This is a genomic window from Robiginitalea rubriflava (assembly GCF_052540725.1).
Genome location: NZ_CP199309.1, coordinates 1,076,863 through 1,096,202 on the forward strand (window position 1 = coordinate 1,076,863; position 19,340 = coordinate 1,096,202).

A 19,340-nucleotide genomic window follows, 5' to 3' on the forward strand; every position below is an offset into this window, starting at 1 on the left:
AAAAGCACCGGGTGTTGCCGGTGCTTTTCTTATCGGTACCCATTAAACTTATTCCTGACCTTTTATATAAGGCGCTCCGGCATCTTTAAATTTCTGTGCCAATGCAGGTATCATCTGCTCTGAGATTTTATTGATTTCAGGAGCGACCTCCGCCAGCATCGCCTTGGCTATTTCAAGACTCCTGCGGTGCAGGGCAGTAGGGCCATAGGAGGTAGTCATCCCGCGATAGGCAGTGCTGAAATGCGACTGTATGGATGGGGGGTTGCGTTCCCCTATCTCGTCTCTGGCAGGGCTTCCTTCCGTTTGGATTTTGAGTTCACGGATGGCTTCTTCCAGTTCAAAAACGTCAGCAGCCAAATTGGCTGGCGAAGCCGGGGTTAGCCCCAGGGCCTTTTTGAAGCCCTTAAGGGCCGTTTCGGCCTCATCAAAGCGGTCACTAAGCATTTCCAATTGCCGTTGTACAGATTCCAGTTCCTGACGGTACTGGCTATAAGTATCGTAATCCATACCGCCGAGAACCCCTTCGCGGATGGGTTTTACCTCAAAGTAGACCGGTTCTCCCAGTTGTGTTACTTTTCCCTCTTTCTCCAGGGCCAGGGTTGCCGAATAGGTCCCCGGAACCGCCAGTGGGCCACGGCTAAACCAACCACCACCCCCGCTGGTTTCCGGATCAATAGCCCCTGTACTGGCATGTCGTAAATCCCATGCCAGGCGGTGGGTTCCCTTTTGGGCTTTTTCCTGCAAGTGACGAATTATATTGCCTGCCTGGTCCCTGATGGTAATCCAAACCCTTGTGGGTTGTTCACTGTTTTCTTCATCAAGGACCTCATAGCCAGGGAATGGAATATCCTCCTGCTTCTTATTGGCTTCTTTTTCAGCTTTCTGACGAGCCTCTTTTGCAGTGGTAAATTCATCCGCCAAATGATATGTAAATACCGCTCCGAATTCCGGATTTTTGGCCAGATAAAAATCGGCTCCTGTATTCCCCAAATTACTTCTGGGGATATACCATTTTGCAGTCCGTGGCGCAAACAGTTTCCCACTGGCCTTCAGGTTCTCCGGCGTAAATTCACGAAGGGCACTATAGTCATCCAGAACATAAAACCCGCGTCCGAAAGAGGCAGCCACCAGGTCATTTTCGCGTTTTTGGATCACCAGATCCCGAAAGCCCATGTTTGGCGTTCCCGGGAGTTTTTGCCAATTTACCCCTCCATTCAGGGAAACATACACCCCAAATTCAGTGGCGGCGAACAAGAGGTTTTTATCAACATGGTCCTGAACAATACGCCAAACCAGGGTTCGCTCCGGCAAATCACCTGAAAGGGACCTCCAGGTCTGTCCGCGGTCTGTACTTTTAAAGAGGTAAGGGCTGAAATCGCCTTCCTTATGATTGTCCAGGGCCACATATACAGTGTTCACATCGTGCAAATCTGCCTTGATATCGTTTACAAAGCTGCGTCCGGGCAGCCCCAGGCGGGTTACCGGGATTCGGGTCCAATCCCCGCCGCCATTACTGCTAACCTGAATAAATCCATCATCCGTTCCTGCGTAGAGCAAGCCCTCCTGCAGCGGGGATTCACTCAGGGAGGTAATCGTATTGTAATTAGACATGGCGTTTACATCCCAGGCATTGTCCCAGGATTGCTGCCGCCCCATAATGGGAAGCGAGAGTCGTTCCTCGTTTCGGGTCAGGTCTCCAGAAATAGGGGTCCAATCATCCCCGCGGTTCTCAGACTTCCAGACACGGTAAGAGGCAAAATACAGCCGGGCCGGGTTATGGGGAGATACCAGGATAGGAGCATCCCAGTTAAAGCGCTCATGCGGATCGCCCTTGCGGGCCTGGGGCTGGATAAACACCTGTTCTCCTGTGCTGAGGTCTACCCGGTGCAGGCCTCCCTGCTGGGTTTCGGCATAGATGATATCATTGTAAACCGGGTCGGTTGCAGACTGGTGCCCGTCTGCAAAAAGGGTCTTGTACCAGTGCTTGTTGGCAATTCCCTCCCTTTCATCCGTAGCCGATGGGCCACCGGCAGAACCATTATCCTGTGTTCCCCCGAAAATATGATAAAACGGCTCTGCGTTATTCACGGCAACCTTATAAAACTGAGTCAGCGGGAGGTTTTTATGATACTTCCAGGTTTCCGCCAGGTCAAAGCTTTCATATATTCCTGCATCCGTACCTATCATCAGATAATCCGGATCGTCTTTTTTGAACGCTATGGCGTGGTTATCTGAATGCTTGTCCTCCTCTTTAAGCTGCACAAAGGTCTTCCCTCCGTCATCTGAGGTCAGCACACGCACGTTCATCAGGTATAGCCGGTCAAATTTATGCGGGCTTGCATACAATTCCTGATAGTAATGCGGTCCGGTGGCTCCGGATACCGTGTTGGACATTTTCTTCCAGGAAGCCCCCCCGTCTGCAGAGCGAAAAACACCTCCTGTTTTTCGGTCCAGTTCGATAGCGGCGTAAAGGACATCCGGTTGCTGAGGGGAAATGGCCAACCCTATTTTACCCTTATTGGATTTGGGTATCCCATTGGTCAGCTCCATCCAGGTCTCTCCACCATCTGTGGATTTATGGATCCCCGATCCGGGCCCGCCTCCCATAAGAGCAGCAACAGTCCTGTGCCGGTCCCAGGTGGCCGCGTATAAAACCATTGGGTCCCTTGGGTCCATGATCAGATCGGTGGCTCCGGTCCATTCGGAATTCCCCAGAACCCGTTTCCAGTTTTTTCCACCATCAATTGTCTTGTAAACCCCGCGTTCGCCTCCTTTATTCCAGAGGGGTCCCTGAGCAGCAACCCAGACCACGTCGCTGTTATCTGGGTGTACAACTATGCGGGCAATGTGTTCTGTACCCTTAAGGCCCAGGTTTTCCCAACTCTTGCCGCCATCTTTTGAGCGGTAGACTCCATCCCCGTAGGCAACATGCCGGCCACCTACGTCTTCCCCTGATCCTACCCAAATGGTGGAAGGGTTATTCGGGTCTATAGTAACGCAGCCTGTGGAATAGGAACTCTGCTGGTCAAATAAGGGGGTCCAGGTGGTCCCTGCATTTTCGGTTTTCCAGACACCGCCGGAACCCACGGCAACATACCATATGTTGTCGTCTTCAGGGTGAATCGCAATATCCGCAATCCTTCCTGAAAGAAAGGCGGGCCCGATGTTACGGAAGGAAAAGGCCTGCAGAGGCAACTCATCCTTTTTTTCGGGGGTCTTACTATTTTTTCGTTGTGCTTGTAGTGGGGCGCAAAGGAAAATCATAAGGGCGCCCAGTAATAGAGGAGTGGTGCGTTTCATAGTGCTGATATTTTTTAGGGCCCTAAATGTAGCAAATAAATCATGGATTATGGAATCTTAAAAACAAAACAGAAAGGGCCATAAAATTGAATCATTCCTTTGTTTTTAAGCCGTTGCAGATTAACTTCATTACAGGTATGAGCGAAACACTTAAAATACAAAAGGCCAAATTCGGAACCCTGCCTGTTTTCCTAACAGCAATCTCAACCATATTGGGTGCTATAATGTTCCTGCGGTTTGGATTTGCAGTGGGTTCTGTAGGGTTTATGGGAACCTTGCTTATTGTTCTGGTTGGCCATATGGTTACCATTCCAACTGCCATGGCCTTGGCTGAAATCGCCACCAATCAAAAGGTGGAAGGAGGCGGTGAATACTTTATAATCTCCAGATCCTTTGGCCTCAACATTGGGGCGGCCATTGGAATCACGCTATACCTTTCCCAGGCCGTTAGTGTGGCCTTTTATATCATAGCTTTCGCAGAAGCCTTCGAATCCATTAAGCCCTGGGTGATGGACCAATTTGGTTATGAATTGTACGACAATCGATTGTTCAGTATCCCGGCCCTGGTCCTTATGATCTGGCTCATGATATCCAAAGGAGCCAATCTGGGGATGAAGGCCTTATATGTAGTAGTGAGTATTCTTATTATATCCCTGATATTCTTCTTTTTAGGTTCAACGCCCTATTCTGAAGTTTTTGACAATTCCAAACTTTTCGAAAGCCTGTCCGAAGGGAATGGCTTTTTCTATGTTTTTGCCATAATATTCCCTGCCTTTACAGGAATGACAGCAGGGGTGGGGTTATCCGGCGACCTGAAGGACCCTAAGAAATCAATCCCTTTGGGGACCCTGACAGCTACAATCGTGGGTATGGTAGTGTACGTATTTATAGCGTATAAACTTGCTTCTTCCGCAAGCCCCGAAGCACTGGTAAACGACCAGTTAATTATGAGTAAGATTGCTATATGGGGGCCGATAATCCCCATCGGCTTGGCAGCAGCGACCCTTTCATCGGCCTTGGGTTCTTTTATGGTAGCCCCCAGGACCCTGCAGGCAATCGGGAAGGATAAGGTATTCCCAAACAGGTTTGTCAATTTCTGGGTGGGAAAGGGAACCAAAACCAATGAGCCCAGGAATGCAACAATCATCACCAGCCTGATTGCCATCCTTTTTGTCCTGATGGGTGATGTAAATGCCGTAGCCGAAATCATTACCATGTTCTTTATGGTAACCTATGGTTCGCTTTGTCTGATTTCCTTTATGCAGCATTTTGCAGCAGACCCCTCCTACAGGCCTTCCTTCAAGTCCAAATGGTACTTGTCCTTATTCGGAGCCATTATTTGCATTTACCTGATGTTTAAAATAAATACTGGGTACGCCGTTACCGCTCTTTTCGTAATGGTGTTGCTGTATTTATACATCACCTACAAGGGGGATAACCAAAAGGGGATGGCTAAAATATTCCAGGGGGTAATCTACCAATTCAGCAGGAGTGTACAGGTATTTCTTCAAAAGTCAGAAAAGGAGAATACGGAGGAGTACTGGCGCCCGGCCATCCTATGCCTTTCCAAAGACAGTTTTAAGAGATACGGCGCCCTGGAGGTCATGAAATGGATTTCCTACCGGTATGGTTTTGGCACCTATATCCATTTTGAACAGGGGTATTTGTCGAAAAAAACACGGGCCAAATCACAAAAAGATTTACGCAAGCTCATTGAGGTGGCTTCTTCGAGTAAATCCAACCTTTTTATCGAAACCATTGTTTCCCCCTCCAGTACAGGAGCCATTGCACAGGCCATACAGCAGCCCGGGATATCGGGGCAGCCCAATAATACCATGCTTTTTGAATTTAAAAAAGGAGAGCGTGAATGGTTGGCTGAGGTCATTGAGAATTACAGTATTTTCAAAGTAGTTGAATACGACCTGTGTATTCTGGCAAGTTCAGATAAAGGTTTTGGCTACAAAAAAAACATACATATCTGGATCCGGAGGGAGGATTACGAGAATGCCAACCTGATGATACTGCTGTCTTATATAATTCTCGGGCATCCCGACTGGAACAAAGGGGAGATAAAGATTTTTGCAACCTTCCCCGAAAAAGACCTGAAAGAAGAACAGGACCACCTGACCGAGCTGACCTCCAGTGGCAGATTACCTATTTCTTCTCATAATATCAAGGTTCTCCCTATAGAACTGGGCGTAAATCGCAGAGATATAATCAATGATATTTCAAGTGATGCAGACCTTACCCTGATCGGTTTTCACGGCAGCATGATGAAATCTGAAAACAGCATTGAGCTCTTTGAAGGCTATGATCGTATTGGCAACATACTCTTTGTTAATACCCTTACTTCCAAGTATATCAAATAAGGTTCCTGCAGCAGGAATATTTACAAAATAGAAACGGTTTAGCCTATTTAGTTTTTGAGGCTTTGAGCTACTTCGTCATAGGCTTCCTGAGTAAGCACTTCGGTCCAGGTGGTCGGTTGGTAGCCTCCATAAATAGCCAGATAGGTAACATCATTTTCTTTTGAGGAAGCATGCCAGTGCTCCGTGTCCTTATCACATTTGATAACGTCCCCAACCTTCATAAGAATTGGTTCTTTACCCCTTTCCTGATAATATCCCACACCCTCGACAATGATGAGCACCTGCGGCGTAGCGTGTTTATGCCAGTCCAGAGTTGAATTTGCTTTAAAGGTGGCTTTTGTGATGTTATAGCTTAAATCTTCATCTGCCCGAAGCAAACCATTGAGCCAGGCCTCCCCTATATAATGGGTGTTGGGGGCTTTTGTGCCTTCCTCCAAATAAGAGGATACCTGATATTCTGAGTTTTGGGTAAATCCGAAAAGGGGTAGCAAACATAGTAGACTGAAGACAGTTTTTTTCATTACAATGGTTTTGAAGATAAGGTACTAAAATACGGATATCACAAATGTAAATCCATCATAATTTTTTATCTCATTTGGACCCCTTTTTATAGAATCTATAGCCGCTAATATCCTCTTAAAATCAACAAGCAGGTCTGGCAAAGCTCGAATAAGAAATATTAAATCACACTTCATTGGTTTGATAAAGATCATTGCCCAAATAACCTCTGAGCGATACATTTATTAGAAAACCTATTACCATGAAAAATCTAAAGAGAAGGCTTAAGGCCATCGCAGTGTTTCTTTCAGGTCTAATCCTGTTACAAAGTTGTAGCAGCTATAAAACCCCTGTAACACTGGAACAAGCTGTGCAAAATGAAAAAGCGGTAAAGGTAACTACCGTTGATGAAGCTTCTCATGAGTAGAAATATATCATGTACTCGGACGGCCAGTTCTACGGGGTAAAAGAGAATCCCGGAGAAGATGTGAAATTGCTAATTACTACAGATGAGGTGAAGGCCGTACTGATGAAAAAAGGATTACCCTGGTGGGCCTGGACCCTAATTATTGTGGGAGGTATATTAGTGATTGGCATAATTATTTGTGTCGCTGGCGGGTGCAGTGGAATGGGCGGAGGACTGGACTGGGGCGGCAGTTATGCGGATTTGAAATGAACAATGCCATTTCGTTCCAACTTTAAGGGAGCGGTGGAATTAAATGGATGATGATGACCTTCATCATTGCCTAAAAACCTCATAGCCAATACTTTTGGTATTGAACTTATAAAGCTTAGTACCGATGAAAACCAAGATTTTTTTACTTGCCGCTTTTTATGCTATGGCATGCCTTGGCCAAATGGAAAACAGCGATGAGATTCGGATTAATGAAACACAAACAGATGATACCTACCAAGCCGGAGAAACCATCAAGGTTGATGCCGTAGTACATGGCGATCTCGTTATTGCCGGAGGAAAGCTCACTGTGAATGACAGTGTGAATGGTGACCTTACCGCAGCCGGAGGTGAACTTTATCTGAGCGGATACGTGGCCGATGACGCCAGACTGGCTTTTGGCAGGGCTACCATCGATTCCGAAATAGGAGATGACCTGATCATCTTCGGAGGGGAAGTAACCCTTACCGAAAATGCCGTAGTCCGTGGTAACCTCAGGTGTGCCGGAGGCAAAATCAACATGATGGGCAAGGTATTTGGGGATATGACTGTCAAAGGGGGCGATGTCCTGATAGACGGAAGCATTATAGGAACTTCAAAAATAATTGTCGAAGACCTGAGCATTGGCCCTGAGGCCAAATTCTTCGATGAAGTTCAATATTATTCTGAGGACGGGGAAATAGACTTCAATACGGCACTGGTACTCACTGAAGCTCAATTCAATGAAGACCTGGCAGATGATGCCTCAGACCTTTCCATGACCACCTTGGGCACCAAGTCCTTAAAAATGTGGCTATTTTATATTCTGTCCTCATTTCTCGTTATCCTGGTATTACACGCACTCTTTAAAGATGCCTTTTCAAACGCAGTCGGAGACCTGGACCACCACTGGTTGAAACATTTTGGCGTAGGCCTGATCTACCTGATCGGGATTCCGATAGCCATTTTAATTGCCTTCCTGATGGTGATAGGGATCCCTTTAGGGCTCTTTACAGCTGCTGTCTTTATATTCAGCCTTTTACTGGGTCAAATGATCGCCGCCTTGATGCTGGCGTATTATTTGCGAAACAAGAAAGACAAAGCCTGGGGCTTTTGGACGGTTACCCTCTTAGCATTGTTCTTTGTGGTTGTATTGCGGGCACTCACTATGATCCCATTTGCGGGCATCGTCCTCTCTATAGTGGTGCTGGCCATTACCTATGGAGCCCTTACGATGAGGGTTGTATATGCCAAGAAAATACTCACGCATGAATAATATCGCGGAACCGTTAGAAAACTAATTATTCAATGACTCCGGCAGTTCAATCCTGAATTGCGGATATAAATAAAAGCCCTGATATTTTCAGGGCTTTATAGTGTTCTGGCAATGAAGTAAGTCGGATGTTCACTTCACTGCCAGGAAGCGAGCTTCGCTCTGCGTGGACAAAACAAAAAAGTCCTGGCGATACCAGGACTTTTAGACTCTTTTGGCCCTGAAGTAGAACTAACGTTTACTTCTGGGCCAGGAAGCGAGCTTCGCTCTGCTTCCTGGCTCCCCCCCTTGGGCTCGAACCGGACCGAACGTCTTCGAAGAAGTTTAAAGATCCGGTGGATCTTTAAAAGTGAGGGGCCAGGTGGTGCGCTGGCGAGAGCCCAGCCTAAAATCATATAAAAGACTTTTTTATTTTATGTAATAGCGCATTTATCTATTAGGATAATCTGTGAATTCTAGGGTATTTCGAAGCATTATTTTCAACATTCTTTTCCCTTGTGTAGTTTTAAAATATTTTTCCCTGCGTAATGCATCGCCTTTCAAAAGGAAAAATTCGCAAAAGATCAATCTAAGTGGGATTCTGCCTGACGTACTTGGGGTTCTTCCTTTATTATGGTTCTTTAATCTTTCCTGCAGATTCGTAGTGAACCCATGATAAAGTAGCAGGTCTTTTTCACTTTGAAGAACATAAACGCAAAATGGAAGTATCATAGTCCAATATACTTCCAGCTTCAGCAAGTTAATTGCATAAAAAAAGCCCTGAAAATAACAGGGCTTTTGAAGTGTTCTGGCGATGAAGTAGAACGGATGTTCACTTCATCGCCATGAAGCGAGCTCTGCTCTGCTTCATGGCTCCCCCTCTTGGGCTCGAACCAAGGACCCTCTGATTAACAGTCAGATGCTCTAACCAACTGAGCTAAGGAGGAATATGTTCTTGCTATTAAAAGCGGATGCAAATATAATTGTTTTTTAAAATTATACAATTAAGAAAACAAAGAATCTTGGGGTTTTTTACACTGATAAAAAACAAAAAAACCGGGCCTGGGCCCGGTCTGTTTATATTATTCTCTCAACTACTACGGTTGCAGGCTAATCTCAAAGTCCTGGGTGGTTAGGTTTGCTACTGCAATACTTACCTCAGCTTCAGTTTCAGCATAACCGGTTTTATTTACAGTTACTGTGTAGGTACCCGGATCAAGCCCTGGGACGGTGTAGCCACCTGAGGGATCTGTAGATGTGGTTGTATAAACTTCTCCATCGACCAAAATACTTACTTCTGCTCCTTCAACCGCAGTTGGGACCGTTTCAACCAACTCGGTAACGGTTCCGGAAAGGCTCCCGGTACTACTCATATTTTTGGCGCGAAGAACCGGCTTGAAATTGAAACCGGTAACTCCTGCGGGGGTATCCAGGTTTCCTTGAAGCACAAAAGATCTGCTGAGGTCAACATCCAGCATCAAATCTTCACTCAACTCACTTACCACTACCAGTTCAGGCTTGATAAACACTTTAATTCCCGTTTGGCTGCCGCTGGGTACTTTTACTTCGTAGACGGATTCATTTGTTAGTTTGATACTGGCATCGGTAACATATACCCGGACCAGGTCATACATTCCTACGGGTACTTCTGTTTCGCCCATATTGAGCATGACACCATTGGTAAGCTCCATCATGTTAACGGTTTCAGAGCCTTCAAACAAGGTTTCAAAGCTGGTACCGCCTTCCTCGGTTTCAGTTCCCTCCTCCTTGAGACGCACCTCCACTTTGGTGATTGTTATGTTTGCCTCGGTAATTAGTTCATAAGGAAAAGGCGCATCGGTCAGTTGTAGTTTGATAGAACCAACCTGAGCGTATTGCAATTCATTTCCGTATCTGGAACATCCAAAAAAGAAAAGGAGGGCCACAGAGGCCAAAAGAAAATTCTTGAGCATTTTCATAGGTCGTTACTTTTAAGATTAGGGCTAATTGTTTGGTTTTTACCCCAAAACAACTATTAAAACTATAAAAGCTTAGTGGTTTTCTAAAGAAATTTCGATGAAATGCAGCAAAGCAAACGCTAAAGGCTTGTTTTACAGTGTTTATAACTCTGAAAAAGTCTTACTTAGCTTAGTTAAAAATGGCCTTGTAGATATCATTTCCGTTAGCAAAAAGGATGAGGGCCAGCAGCAGGAAAAAACCAACCATCTGGGCATACTCCATAAATCTATCACTGGGTTTGCGTCCGGATATCATTTCGTACAGTAAAAACATTACATGCCCACCGTCCAGGGCCGGGATCGGCAGCAAGTTCAGTACGGCCAGCATTATGGAAAGAAAGGCAGTGATGCCCCAAAACGCCTGCCAGCTCCAGGTATCGGGAAAAATATCGAATATAGCCTTGAAGCCTCCAACACCCTTGTAGGCACCTGTGCTTGGGGTAAATATTTTTTTCAGTTGCAGCCAGTAGCCCGAAATCTGGTTGACAAATTTTTGCCCGCCAACTGCGAAACTTTCCCAGAAACCGTATTTCTTCTGCTGAATGCTGAAATACCCCATCTCTTCAAACTGCTTGTAAGTGCCTCCGGGTAAAATTCCCAGCTTTCCTTCTTCATTAACCTTGAGGGGAAGCGATACTTCATTTCCATCCCTGAGCACAACAGCCTCAACCGTTTGCCCGCTGTAGCCCTCAAGTACCGGGGGAACCTGATCAAAATACCTTACCTGCTGGGTGTCAATCCTTTTAAATAGATCACCTTTCTCAAGGCCAGCAGCCTTGTTATGGGAACTGTCAGGGACCATGCCAACCATAAAGGGAATACGCAGTTCAAAGAAAGAGACATCTTCCCCCGTACTCAGTTTTCCCAGAAAGTCTTCCGGAAGATCTATCTGCATAGGCTGTCCATCCCGCTCAATGGTAAATTGTTCAGCCGTTATCAGGTTTCTTCTCAGATCAGAATAGTTTTCATACCTCTGCCCGTCTATGGCCACCAGCTTGTCCCCGGTTTGAACTCCCAGGTCCGTAAAGACCGGATTGGTTACCCAATAACCGTCTTTGATGCTGTCGGTGGAAATGTCGGAATCCCCGTAATAATAAGAAGCGAAAATGTAGATAATAAGCGCGATCAGGAAATTCACCGTAACCCCTCCCAGCATAATGATAAGTCTTTGCCAGGCCGGTTTGGAGCGGAACTCCCAGGGTTTTGGGGGTGCAGACATCTGTTCGGTATCCATGCTTTCATCAATCATCCCGGCTATCTTTACATAGCCTCCCAAAGGCAACCATCCAATGCCATACACGGTTTCGCCTATCTTCTTTTTAAAGAGCGAAAATTTTACATCGAAAAAGAGGTAGAACTTTTCAACCCTGGTCTTAAAGGCTTTGGCGGGAATAAAATGCCCCATTTCGTGTAAGACGATCAAAAGCGACAGGCTTAACAGGAATTGAAGGGCTTGTATCAGGATGGGTGACATTTCTGGCTCTGATTTTTATGAAAACGCACAAAAGTACACTTTTATAAGGGCTTACAAAAGTAAAATCCAGACCTCCTCCCCACTTTAAGAAACATTTAGCAGCACTCATGGCCTCTGCGGGTTGACCGTGTATTTCCGGAATCGTACCTTTGTAAAAAATTTTTCTGTTGCGCTCTTTTTTCTCAAAATTCAAATGGTTTGCGCTGGTAATGCTGGGGATGTCTGCAGTTATTATCTATCTCTTTTACAATGCCTTACAACCTAAAAAGACCCTGCCCGTATACCAGCCGGCAGATTTCAACCCGGAATTGGTAGATGCGGAAATGAACCATATCAAAAAATACCATCGTGTTGCAGACTTTTCTTTAATCAATCAGAATGGGGATACCGTAACCCAGGATAATTACAAGGATAAAATTTACATTGCAGACTTCTTTTTTACCACCTGCCCTACTATTTGCCCGATCATGACAGAAAATATGGGCTACCTGCAGGAGCAGTTCCGGGAAGATGATGAAATTTTACTGCTCTCCCATTCGGTGACCCCGGTCAGGGATTCGGTTGCCCAGCTCAAAAGGTACGCAGAGGAAAAAGGGGTTATTGATTCGAAATGGAATCTGGTTACCGGAGATAAAAAACAAATCTACCGCCTCGCGCGTCAATCGTATCTGGCAGTTAAAACAGATGGGGATGGCGGGCCCTATGATATGATACACACCGAGAATTTTATCCTGGTCGATAAAGAAAAACGGATCCGCGGAACCTATGACGGCACCAAGCGGGAAGATATGGAGCGACTACTTGAAGACGTTGCCATGTTAAAGCGCTCGTATCGGCAATAGCTCCTTTTCCTGCTCTTTATTTTTTACCGGAATGGCATGCCGGGTTAGGTATTTTCCCTTATTTTTGTGCTTACTTAAAATCAATCTAAATAAGAATTGAGTCTTACCATTGCACACTTAAAGCGCGGACAGAAGGGAATTATCAAAGAGTTTTCAGAAGACTTACTGCCCATCAAACTTCTGGAACTGGGATGCCTCCCTGGAAATGAAGTAGAGATGATACAGATAGCCCCCTTACAGGATCCTATCTATATCAATGTGAACGGATCGCACATCGCCATAAGACGCACGGTGGCCTTGCAAATTGAACTGGAACCCATAGAATCATGAGCAAGGACATTAAGGTAGCCTTGATTGGAAATCCAAATACAGGTAAAACATCTGTTTTTAATGCCCTTACCGGCCTCAAACAAAAGGTTGGCAATTACCCAGGGATTACAGTCGAAAAAAAACAGGGTATCTGTAAACTTTCCAGGGGGATTAAGGCCCATATCCTGGACCTTCCGGGAACCTACAGCCTCAATACAACCTCCCTGGATGAGAGTGTGGTAGTTGAATTGCTATTAAACAAGAATGCCCCTGATTTCCCCGACGTGGCCGTGGTGGTTACCGATGTCGAAAACCTCAAGCGCAACCTGTTATTATTTACCCAGATTAAAGATTTGCGTATCCCCGCTTTGTTGGTCATCAATATGTCAGACAGGATGTCCCGCAAGGGTATCAGCCTGGATGTAGCGGCCCTGGAAAAGAAACTGAACACCAAAATTTCACTGGTAAGCACCCGAAAAAATCAGGGTCTGGACCAACTAAAACGCCAGATAGAATCCTTCAGGGAAATTCCCGCCGCCCCCTGTACCGATATTTCCGTAATTGCTCCGGATTATTTTGACCGCCTTAAAAAAGCCTTTCCAAAGGAAGACCTTTACAAGCTTTGGGTCGTGATCACCCAAGACGTCAATTTTACACCTATCGAAAAGCATGGGGCCGTTTCCACTGCAAGTTTCAGCATCAAATCCAAAAGCGAACTGAAGCGGCTGCAGCACAAAGAAACCATCTTGCGATATCAATTTATAAACGGTATCCTCAAAGAAACCTATAAGGTGGATCTTGCGGCAGCCAAAGGACTTAGGGCGAGTTTTGATAAGATCTTAACCCACAAGGTATTCGGATACCTGATCTTTTTTGTAATCCTGCTTACCATTTTCCAGGCTATTTACGACTGGAGCAGTGTCCCGATGGATTTTATAGATGCCCTGTTTGCCACAGCCAGTGAATGGGTAAAGGATACACTCCCTTCTGGAGTGCTGACCAATTTGATTGCGGAAGGAATCATTGCCGGAATTGGCGGAATAGTGATTTTTATTCCTCAGATCGCCTTCCTGTTTTTCTTTATATCCATACTGGAGGAATCCGGCTATATGAGCCGGGTCGTTTTTCTTATGGATCGGCTTATGCGGCCTTTCGGCCTCAGTGGTAAAAGCGTGGTGCCCCTTATTTCAGGAACTGCCTGTGCGATCCCGGCGGTGATGGCCACCCGAAATATAGAGAATTGGAAAGAACGACTGATCACCATTCTGGTGACTCCTTTTACAACTTGTTCCGCCAGGCTCCCGGTTTACCTCATCATCATTGCTCTGGTAATTCCGGAGGGTCGATTTCTGGGCATGAGCTACCAGGCCTTAACTCTGATGCTATTATATCTGATCGGTTTTGGGGCGGCAATTCTGTCGGCGGCTGTATTGAACAAGGTGCTAAAGATCAGAAGCCGGACCTTTTTTGTAGTAGAAATGCCCAATTACAAATTACCGTTGTTGAAAAACGTATTCTATACGGTGGTAGAAAAGACCAAGAGCTTCGTATACGGTGCAGGAAAAATTATCCTGGCAATCTCTATTGTACTCTGGTTTTTAGGATCCAACGGGTTCTCTGAGGATTTCCTCAATGCAGAAGAAATTGTAAAAGAACGTGTAGAAAGGCAGGGTTTAAATGCAAACAGTCAGGTCTATATTCAGGATAAAATTGAGCAGTACAAAGCAGCACTGCCGCAGTCAGCTCAGATAGAGGCCGATTCCCTGCAGGTACTCAGGTCTGAACTGGAAAACAGGGCGGTACGACAGGAAGTATCGAGCTATCGACTGGAACACTCCCTAATCGGGCAAATGGGAAAGAGCATTGAACCACTTGTACAACCCCTGGGCTATGACTGGAAAATAGGTATTGCCGTGCTCACTTCCTTTGCGGCTAGGGAGGTCTTTGTAGGCACGCTGGCCACTATATACAGTGTGGGAAGTGATGAAGAAGAGACGATCAAAAACCGTATGGCAGCAGAAGTAAATGAACAAAACGGAAGACCCTTGTTTAACCTGGCCTCCGGGATTTCTCTTTTATTGTTCTACGCCTTTGCCATGCAGTGTATGAGTACCCTGGCGGTCGTTAAACGCGAAACCAATAGCTGGAAGTGGCCTATTTTACAATTAGTGCTGATGAGTTCCTTTGCCTATGTTGTTGCTTTTGCCGCTTATCAAATTCTGAGCTGAGATGTGGACCCTGCAGCATATTCTGGTTTATATAATTGTGATCCTGGCAGTTGGCTATTTGCTGCGTAAGTATGTATGGTCGGGCTTGAATAAAAGGAAGGGAGGCAAAAAATCAGGCGATTGCGGCCCGGATTGCGGGTGCCACTGATTCACAACAGGTTCGCAATAAAGGAATATCCCAACAGCGCCCAACCAAGTAGCAACATTAACCCTCCGGCAGGGGTCACAGGCCCTAAAAAACGCCATTTCTTTCCTTTTGCATTGCTCCAGACCAGGGCGTATATACTGAATGAAAAAAAGAAGGTTCCTAAAATGAAAGCTCGGCTGATATAAACATCCAGATCCGTGGTAAAACTAAGGTTAAAACTGAGTACGAGCAGGACAACCGCATGAATAAGCTGATACCTTACCGCTGTTTCGAAACTCTGCAATTGCAGTGCTTCCAGTTTATTGCGCAATACATGGGCTCCGAAAGCTCCCAGTAAAACCCCTGTAAACCCATACAGCGCTGCAAAAAGCTGGCTAATTAATATTTGTTCCATGGCGTCTGTTTCTTATAAAAATTCCGTAGGTGGAGGCTCTAAAGATATCCGATTATTAATTTGATTCTTCCTCCTGAAATAAATATCTTGAAATAAATTCATAAAGGATGCGTATTATACCTTATTTGCTCTGCCTGGCCCTTGTTTTTAGCGTCAGTTGTGGCAGTTCTACAAAAAGTGCTTCTGCAGGAGATGGCGAAAATATACAGAAGCGCCTGGACCGCGAGAACAGTGCGGTCATTCCGCTGATAACCCGGATCAGGAGAATCCCGGGAATTGCTGTGGAAAACGGAGTCCCCGTTTTTGTTAAAAACAATAATTCCTTTCAGGCCGGGGTTACTCAGGAGCCCCTATATGTAGTTGACGGATTAATCATCGGGAATTCCTACAGTCGGGTAAGGGATGTTGTCCAGCCCGTAGATGTCGATAAAATCGTTGCCTTGTCCGGAGCAGATGCTTCATTTTATGGATCCAGAGGCTCTAATGGGGTAATTGTTATCACAACCCGCAATGGAGAATAGGCCGTTTATCATTGCTCACTCACCAATTTGTCAAAACTCCTGCACTTTTTGATAGGTGTAATGTTTTATCTATTGAAACCGCTTAAATTATTATGAGAAAACTATTTGTTTGCCTCCTGCTTACTATTGTTTCAGCCGGATACTCCCAGGGAACACAACTGCTGCGGCAACCCACCATTTCTTCAGAGTCAGTTGTTTTTGTATATGCAAACGACCTCTGGAAAACCTCCCTTGAAGGAGGCAGCGCCATTAGGCTTACGTCTGATGAAGGGAGTGAGTCCTACCCGCATTTTTCCCCTGATGGTAAAAGCATCGCTTTCTCAGGACAATATGACGGAAACACGGATGTCTTTATCATTCCTTCATCAGGGGGAGAGCCCAAAAGGTTAACCTTCCACCCCGGGGCAGACATTGTGCAGGGCTGGACACCCGATGGTGAAATTGTTTTCCGTTCCGCCCGGGAATCCCAACCCACCGCAATCCACAAACTTTATTCCATAGGGGTTGAGGGAGGCTGGCCGCAGGCTGTTGGCGTTCCCAGGGCAGCCTATGGTGAAATTTCTGAAGACGGGGAACATATCGCCTACACACCCATTGACCCCTGGGACCCTGAATGGCGGAACTACCGCGGGGGACAGGCCATGCCGGTTTGGATTGTAGATTTGGAAACTAAGGAACTTCAGCGAACCCCACAAAAAGACAGGGAAAGGCACCTGGACCCCGTATGGTACCAGGGAAAGGTATTCTATATTTCCGAGAGGGATTACGCAGCTAATATCTGGTCTTTTAACCCCGGGTCGGGCGAGGAGAAACAACACACCTTCCACAAACAATTTGATGTAAAAAGCTTGGATGCCGGACCGTCCGGAATCATTTATGAGCAGGGGGGCTACCTGCATTTACTAAACCCTTCTTCGGATGAGACCCGCCAACTGCAGGTTGAGGTACAGGGAGACATGAATTTTGCAAGAGCGCGCTGGGAGTCTGTAGAAGGGAATCAACTTTCCAACCCGCAATTGTCCCCGAACGGAAAAAGAGCCCTTTTTGAACACAGGGGTGAAATTTTCAGTGTTCCCGTTGAAAACGGAAGCTGGAGAAACCTGTCTAATAGCTCAGGGGTGGCAGACCGATTTCCGGTATGGTCCCCCAAAGGAAATAAAATTGCCTGGTTCAGCGATGCTTCCGGCGAGTATGAATTGCTGGTTTCAGACCAGAAGGGCCTAAAAGAAAGGACCTATTCGCTGCCGCAACCTACATTCTTTTTTCGCCCTGCCTGGTCCCCGGACGAAAAAAACATCGCATTTACGGATACGGACTACAACATCTGGATAGTGAACCTGGAAAAAGGCAGTAGCATCAAGGTGGCATCAGACCAATATGCCCACCCTAACCGTGAGATGACTCCTGTCTGGTCCCCGGATGGAAAATGGATTGCCTACAGCAGGCAGCTGAATAGTCATTTCAAGGCGCTATTTGCTTATAATATTCAGAGTGGGAAAACGCTTCAGCTAACCGATGGGATGGCAGACGCCAGCAGCCCTGCCTGGGATGCCTCAGGAAATTACCTGTACTTTCTGGGCAGTACTGACTACGGGCTGCAATCCGGCTGGCTGGATATGAGTTCTGTTGATGTCTCCTATACCAGAAGCCTTTATGCTCTTGTCCTAGCCGCTGATGGGAAAGCCCCGAACCTTCCGGAGAGCGATGAAGAAGGTGTGAAGGAGAATGCCAAAACGATCCCGGATACCAAAGAAGGTTCTGGTTCTTCCGAAAAGAAGGTAACAGTTACAATTGAAGCCAGCGGGCTGGGCAAACGTATCATTGCGCTGGACATTCCGGCACGGGTCTATACCAGCTTGCAGGCAGGACCGGAGAATACCATTTTTATAAGTGAGCAGCTTCCCAATTCAGCCGGAACCCGCCTTCATAAATACAAGGTGGAGGACCAAAAGCCTGAAACCTTTGCGGAAGGGATTTCCGATTTTGTGGTCTCTGCATCCAAGGAACAAATCCTGGTCCACCAGGGGAGTGACTGGAAAGTTGGAAAAACTGCCGATAAGGACCTTTCAGGTGCCGAATCCCTGAAAACCGACATCCGGCTAAAAGTAGTGCCTACTGAAGAATACAAACAAATATTCCGGGAAGGCTGGCGTTTTATGCGAGACTTCCTCTATGTGAATAATGTTCACGGGGCACCCTGGGATGCCGTTTATTCATGGTATTCCCCATGGGTTAAGCACGTAAGGCATCGCACTGACCTCAACTATGTAGTAGATATTCTAAGCGGTGAAGTGGCGATAGGACATTCTTTTGTTTCGGGAGGGGACCAGCCAGACCTGGAACGGGTTCCCGTAGGATTACTTGGTTGTGATTTTAGATTGGAAAACGGGCGTTATCGCATTGAAAAAATATACGATGGAGAGCAGTGGAACCCTGAAATATATGCCCCATTGGCACTTCCCGGTCTGGGGGTCAGTGAGGGGGATTATCTGCTGGCGGTTAATGGAAGGGAGTTAGGCGAAGGAATGAACCCTTTTGAATTACTGGAGCAAACGGCCGGGCGGGAAATCTATCTGACCATTGGCAAGGATGCCCGCGGGAACACTTCCAAAGATGTGCTTGTAAAGCCGGTCAGCAATGAAAACAGCCTGCGTACTTTTTACTGGATTGAAGAGAATCGGAGGAAGGTAGACAGCCTCTCCGGCGGAAAACTGGCCTATGTTTATGTCCCGAACACGTCCGGAAGGGGGTTTGAATACTTTAACCGGTATTATTTTGCCCAACAGGACCGTAAAGGGGTAATTATTGATGAGCGTAACAACGGGGGTGGCTACGCTGCGGATTATATGATAGATATTATGGACAGGGAACTCTTTGGCTACTTTAACAGCAAGACCGAAAGCAACCGCCCCTGGACTACTCCAATGGCAGGGATCTGGGGGCCCAAGGTTATGCTTATCAACGAAAGCTCAGGCTCAGGTGGGGATTTATTGCCCTATATGTTCCACGCAAAAGAACTGGGTCCGCTCATCGGCACCCGGACCTGGGGTGGTCTGGTGGGTACCTGGGATACACCCCGCTTTATCGATGGGGGACGAATGGTCGCTCCCAGGGGTGGTTTCTTTGACCTGAACGGCCAGTGGGCTGTTGAAGGAGAAGGGGTTAGTCCTGATATTGAGGTCATTCAGGATCCTGCCATGGTGTCTGAAGGGAAAGACCCGCAATTGGAAAAAGCCATTGAGGTCGCCCTTGATCTTCTGAAAGAAGGTGAAATTACACTACCAAAAGAACCGGCGGCACCCGTGCTCTGGAAACGCCCGCATGGGTTTCAGGTAAATCCGCAGGGAGAACGTTAA

Annotated in this window: 15 protein-coding genes and 1 tRNA gene; 9 read left to right on the top strand and 7 right to left on the bottom strand. The window is 46.4% G+C overall.

The genetic code is table 11. From position 1 onward, the window contains the following. Positions 1 to 48: 48 nt before the first annotated feature. Positions 49 to 3,300: a WD40/YVTN/BNR-like repeat-containing protein gene (locus ACT6NU_RS04995; protein ID WP_445383364.1), complete on the bottom strand. Its 3,252-nt coding sequence runs from the start codon at positions 3,298 to 3,300 to the stop codon at positions 49 to 51. A 137-nt stretch (positions 3,301 to 3,437) separates the two neighbouring features. Between ACT6NU_RS04995 and ACT6NU_RS05000 the strand changes: the two genes are divergently transcribed. Then, positions 3,438 to 5,669, top strand: coding sequence for a hypothetical protein (locus ACT6NU_RS05000; RefSeq protein ID WP_445383365.1), 2,232 nt, complete (start codon positions 3,438 to 3,440; stop codon positions 5,667 to 5,669). A 47-nt stretch (positions 5,670 to 5,716) separates the two neighbouring features. Here the strand turns inward: ACT6NU_RS05000 and ACT6NU_RS05005 are convergent, their stop codons facing one another. Beyond that, positions 5,717 to 6,190, bottom strand: a complete 474-nt coding sequence (locus tag ACT6NU_RS05005; RefSeq protein ID WP_445383366.1) for a cupin domain-containing protein — start codon at positions 6,188 to 6,190, stop codon at positions 5,717 to 5,719. A gap of 239 nt (positions 6,191 to 6,429) precedes the next feature. Between ACT6NU_RS05005 and ACT6NU_RS05010 the strand changes: the two genes are divergently transcribed. The 3 genes from ACT6NU_RS05010 (at position 6,430) to ACT6NU_RS05020 (ending at position 8,095) form a co-directional block, all read left to right on the top strand. After that, complete coding sequence (locus ACT6NU_RS05010) at positions 6,430 to 6,594, top strand: hypothetical protein (RefSeq protein ID WP_445383367.1); 165 nt, start codon at positions 6,430 to 6,432, stop codon at positions 6,592 to 6,594. A 9-nt stretch (positions 6,595 to 6,603) separates the two neighbouring features. Next, positions 6,604 to 6,843, top strand: a complete 240-nt coding sequence (locus ACT6NU_RS05015; protein ID WP_445383368.1) for a hypothetical protein — start codon at positions 6,604 to 6,606, stop codon at positions 6,841 to 6,843. 124 nt (positions 6,844 to 6,967) lie between these two features. After that, a complete protein-coding gene (locus ACT6NU_RS05020) occupies positions 6,968 to 8,095 on the top strand; it encodes a hypothetical protein (protein ID WP_445383369.1) in 1,128 nt (375 codons plus the stop codon). A 426-nt stretch (positions 8,096 to 8,521) separates the two neighbouring features. On the opposite strand, the gene ACT6NU_RS05025 is transcribed toward ACT6NU_RS05020, so the two are convergent. The 4 genes from ACT6NU_RS05025 to rseP form a co-directional block, all read right to left on the bottom strand. Beyond that, on the bottom strand, positions 8,522 to 8,803 hold the full coding sequence (locus ACT6NU_RS05025) for a GIY-YIG nuclease family protein (RefSeq protein WP_445383370.1): 282 nt from the start codon (positions 8,801 to 8,803) through the stop codon (positions 8,522 to 8,524). Positions 8,804 to 8,941: 138 nt separating this feature from the next. Then, a tRNA-Asn gene (locus tag ACT6NU_RS05030) sits at positions 8,942 to 9,018 on the bottom strand. A gap of 150 nt (positions 9,019 to 9,168) precedes the next feature. Continuing rightward, entirely contained in the window at positions 9,169 to 10,029 is an 861-nt protein-coding gene (locus ACT6NU_RS05035; RefSeq protein WP_445383371.1) for a DUF4382 domain-containing protein, read from the bottom strand. Between the two features lie 169 nt (positions 10,030 to 10,198). Continuing rightward, the gene (rseP, locus tag ACT6NU_RS05040; protein WP_445383372.1) at positions 10,199 to 11,542 is read right to left on the bottom strand and encodes an RIP metalloprotease RseP; all 1,344 of its coding nucleotides are present in this window, start codon (positions 11,540 to 11,542) and stop codon (positions 10,199 to 10,201) included. A 167-nt stretch (positions 11,543 to 11,709) separates the two neighbouring features. Here rseP and ACT6NU_RS05045 point away from each other — a divergent pair, with 167 nt between their 5' ends. The 3 genes from ACT6NU_RS05045 to feoB all read left to right on the top strand — a co-directional run bounded on the left by ACT6NU_RS05045 (position 11,710) and on the right by feoB (position 14,921). Further along, positions 11,710 to 12,384, top strand: coding sequence for an SCO family protein (locus ACT6NU_RS05045; protein WP_445383373.1), 675 nt, complete (start codon positions 11,710 to 11,712; stop codon positions 12,382 to 12,384). A gap of 96 nt (positions 12,385 to 12,480) precedes the next feature. Next, positions 12,481 to 12,714: a FeoA family protein gene (locus tag ACT6NU_RS05050; RefSeq protein ID WP_445383374.1), complete on the top strand. Its 234-nt coding sequence runs from the start codon at positions 12,481 to 12,483 to the stop codon at positions 12,712 to 12,714. Then, positions 12,711 to 14,921, top strand: a complete 2,211-nt coding sequence (gene feoB, locus ACT6NU_RS05055; protein WP_445383375.1) for a ferrous iron transport protein B — start codon at positions 12,711 to 12,713, stop codon at positions 14,919 to 14,921. The genes ACT6NU_RS05050 and feoB overlap by 4 nt, the downstream gene beginning before the upstream one ends. 149 nt (positions 14,922 to 15,070) lie before the next feature. Here the strand turns inward: feoB and ACT6NU_RS05060 are convergent, their stop codons facing one another. Beyond that, entirely contained in the window at positions 15,071 to 15,463 is a 393-nt protein-coding gene (locus ACT6NU_RS05060) for a DUF423 domain-containing protein (protein WP_445383376.1), read from the bottom strand. A 107-nt stretch (positions 15,464 to 15,570) separates the two neighbouring features. On the opposite strand from ACT6NU_RS05060, the gene ACT6NU_RS05065 reads away from it, so the two are divergent. Together ACT6NU_RS05065 and ACT6NU_RS05070 are read left to right on the top strand one after the other, a co-directional pair. Beyond that, positions 15,571 to 15,984: a hypothetical protein gene (locus ACT6NU_RS05065; protein WP_445383377.1), complete on the top strand. Its 414-nt coding sequence runs from the start codon at positions 15,571 to 15,573 to the stop codon at positions 15,982 to 15,984. A gap of 92 nt (positions 15,985 to 16,076) precedes the next feature. Beyond that, on the top strand, positions 16,077 to 19,340 hold the full coding sequence (locus ACT6NU_RS05070) for a S41 family peptidase (protein WP_445383378.1): 3,264 nt from the start codon (positions 16,077 to 16,079) through the stop codon (positions 19,338 to 19,340).